The organism is Sphingomonas sp. (assembly GCF_035555815.1).
Classification (GTDB): Bacteria; Pseudomonadota; Alphaproteobacteria; order Sphingomonadales; family Sphingomonadaceae; genus Sphingomonas.
Genome location: NZ_DATMGG010000125.1, coordinates 1 through 3,115 on the forward strand (window position 1 = coordinate 1; position 3,115 = coordinate 3,115).

At 67.2% G+C, this 3,115-nt stretch carries 5 protein-coding genes and 1 pseudogene; all 6 read left to right on the plus strand.

Annotation, left to right across the window (positions count from 1 at the left end):
* A pseudogene (locus VNR91_RS06910) lies at positions 1-149 on the plus strand (phosphate ABC transporter, permease protein PstA); the annotation flags it as partial.
* 20 nt (positions 150-169) lie between these two features.
* Positions 170-916: a phosphate ABC transporter ATP-binding protein PstB gene (gene pstB, locus VNR91_RS06915; RefSeq protein ID WP_325490041.1), complete on the plus strand. Its 747-nt coding sequence runs from the start codon at positions 170-172 to the stop codon at positions 914-916.
* A gap of 10 nt (positions 917-926) precedes the next feature.
* The gene (phoU, locus tag VNR91_RS06920; RefSeq protein WP_325490037.1) at positions 927-1,658 is read left to right on the plus strand and encodes a phosphate signaling complex protein PhoU; all 732 of its coding nucleotides are present in this window, start codon (positions 927-929) and stop codon (positions 1,656-1,658) included.
* Positions 1,655-2,347 carry a phosphate regulon transcriptional regulator PhoB gene (gene phoB / locus VNR91_RS06925; protein WP_325490038.1) on the plus strand — a complete coding sequence of 231 codons (693 nt, stop codon included), beginning with the start codon at positions 1,655-1,657 and terminating at the stop codon, positions 2,345-2,347. Before phoU ends, phoB begins: the two co-directional genes overlap by 4 nt.
* A 94-nt stretch (positions 2,348-2,441) precedes the next feature.
* On the plus strand, positions 2,442-2,714 hold the full coding sequence (locus tag VNR91_RS06930) for a hypothetical protein (RefSeq protein WP_325490039.1): 273 nt from the start codon (positions 2,442-2,444) through the stop codon (positions 2,712-2,714).
* 67 nt (positions 2,715-2,781) lie between these two features.
* Positions 2,782-3,115: SDR family NAD(P)-dependent oxidoreductase (locus tag VNR91_RS06935; protein WP_325490040.1), on the plus strand; the 334-nt coding region annotated here is incomplete at its 3' end.

A 3,115-nucleotide genomic window follows, 5' to 3' on the forward strand; every position in this document is an offset into this window, starting at 1 on the left:
TGCCGGTGCAGATCTTCCTGTGGTCGGACGAGGTCAGCCGCGGCTTCGTCGAAAAGACCAGCGCCGCGATCGTCGTGCTGCTGGTGTTCCTGCTGGCGATGAACGGCCTCGCCATCTACCTCCGCAACAAGTTCGAGACCCGCTGGTGACCACCGAAACCCCTCCGAAGATGGCCGCGCGCAACGTCAGCGTCTTCTATGGCGCCAAACAGGCGGTCAACGACGTGTCGATCGACGTCAGCATGGATGAGGTGACCGCCTTCATCGGCCCGTCGGGCTGCGGCAAGTCGACCTTCCTGCGCACGTTCAACCGCATGAACGACACCATCGCCGCCGCACGGGTGACCGGCGACATCACCCTCGACGGCGAGGATATCTATGCGCCGTCGATGGACGTGGTCCAGCTGCGCGCGCGCGTCGGCATGGTGTTCCAGAAACCCAATCCGTTTCCCAAGACGATCTTCGAGAATGTCGCCTATGGCCCGCGCATCCACGGGCTGGCGGGATCGCGCGCCGATCTCGACGTGGTCGTCGAGCGGTCGCTGCGCCGCGCCGGTCTGTGGGACGAGGTCAAGGACCGGCTCGCCGACAGCGGCACCGCGCTGTCGGGCGGCCAGCAGCAGCGGCTGTGCATCGCCCGCGCGATCGCGGTCGATCCCGAAGTGATCCTGATGGACGAGCCGTGCTCGGCGCTCGATCCGATCGCCACCGCGCGGATCGAGGAGCTGATCCACGATCTGCGCGGCAACTACGCGATCGTCATCGTCACCCACAACATGCAGCAGGCGGCGCGCGTGTCGCAGCGGACCGCGTTCTTCCACCTCGGCCAGCTGGTCGAGTATGGGGAGACCAGCGAACTGTTCACAAACCCGCGCCAGCCGCGGACCAAGGACTACATCACCGGCCGCTACGGCTGAGGAGAGAATTGTGCCGACCCAGCAGGAACATACCGTCAAGGCGTTCGACCAGGACATCGGCGAGCTGCGCGGGCTGATCAGCCAGATGGGCGGGCTGGCCGAGCACGCCATCGCCGACGCGATGCTCGCGCTTCAGCGCAACGACACCGCGCTGGCCGAACAGGTCCGCGCCGGCGACAAGGCGATCGACGCGCTGGAGACCGAGATCGAGCGCCACGCCGTCCGGCTGATCGCGCTGCGCGCGCCGATGGCCGACGATCTTCGTGACGTGGTCGCCGCGCTGAAGATCGCCACGGTGATCGAACGCATCGCCGATTATGCCAAGAACATCGCCAAGCGCGTGCCGATGATCCACGGCGATGCGCAAAGCGGCGGCGGGCGGATCGAGCCGCTGTCGCTGTTGCCGGCGATGGGGACGCTGGCGACCGACATGGTCCACGACGTGCTCAACGCCTTTTCCGCGCGCGATGCGGCGGCGGCGGTGAAGGTGCGCGAACGCGACCGCGCGGTCGACGATTTCTACAATTCGATCTTTCGCGTGCTCGTCACCTACATGGTCGAGAACCCGCGCACGGTCAGCCAGGTCGCGCATCTGCTGTTCGTCGCCAAGAACCTGGAACGGATCGGCGATCACGCCACCAACATCGCCGAAATGGTCTATTTCGCCGCCACCGGCCGTTATCTCGCCGATCGCGACGCGGGCGATTCCGATGCCGCCCCAGCCGAAGAGGTACATTCATGAACCGAGCCCGCATGTTGCTGGTCGAGGACGATCCGGCGCTCGCCGAACTGGTCACCTGGCATTTCCGGCGTGAGGATTTCGATGTCCGCCAGACCCCGGACGGCGAGGAGGCGCTGCTGCTCGCCAAGGAGGCGACGCCCGACATCGTCCTGCTCGACTGGATGGTGGAGGGGCTGTCGGGGATCGAGGTATGCCGCCGCCTGCGCCGCTCGACCGAGACCGCCAACGTGCCGATCATCATGCTGACCGCGCGCGGCGAGGAGGAGGATCGCGTGCGCGGGCTGGAGACCGGCGCCGACGATTACGTCACCAAGCCCTTTTCCCCGCGCGAACTGGTGGCGCGGGTCAACGCGGTGCTGCGCCGCGTGCGCCCCGGCCTGGCGGGTGAGGCGCTCAGCTATTCGGACATCGAGATGGACACCGTCGGCCACAAGGTGCGCCGCGGCGGCGACGTCGTCCCGCTCGGCCCGACCGAGTTCCGCCTGCTCAAGCATTTCCTCGAGCATCCCGGCTGGGTGTTCTCGCGCGAACGGCTGCTCGACGCGGTGTGGGGCCACGACAGCGACATCGAGAGCCGCACCGTCGACGTCCACATCCGCCGGCTGCGCAAGGCGATCAACATCGGCGGCCGCCCCGACATCATCCGCACCGTCCGCTCCGCCGGCTACGCGCTCGATTCGGGCGGTTGATCGCTAGCAAGCGAATCGGATTCGCAACGACTTGGGCCGATCTGCGTTAGGCCCCCGACGCACGTTTACTGTGCGCCGTTTCGAGGAGAGACGCATGAAGCTCATGCTGTTGGCGAGCGCGCTCGTCATCGCCGCGCCGGCCATGGCGCAGGATCAGGCCGCGCCGCCATCGCCCGCGACGCCGATCGGTGGCTATCAGCCCAGCACGCCCCCGTTGCAGGGCACGCCGCAACCGGGCGTCACGCCGGTATTCCAACAGGCGCCCCCGCCGGATCAGGCCTATCCCGCGCCCGCGCCGCTGGCCGAATATCCGATCTGCAAAAAGGGCCAGACCGACCAGTGCAAGCAGCGGGTCAGTCCGAAATAGCGCGCTTTCCCTGCGCGTGAACGCGGCCTAAAGCCTCCCCGAACATCCATTCGGGGAGGCTTTCTTCATGTCCATTCGCTTTGACGGCAAGGTCGCGATCGTCACCGGCGCCGGTGGCGGGCTGGGGCGCGCCTATGCGCTCGATCTGGCGCGACGCGGCGCGCGCGTGGTGGTCAACGACCTGGGCGGCGCCCGCGACGGCACCGGCCATTCCGACGCCGCGCTCAAGGTGGTCGAGGAGATCAAGGCGGCCGGCGGCGAGGCGATATCGAACGGCGGCAGCGTCACCGAATATGACCAGATGGTCGAGATGGTCGCCAAGGCCAAGGAAGCCTGGGGCAGCGTCCACATCCTGATCAACAACGCCGGCGTGCTGCGCGACAAGAGCTTCGCCAAGATGG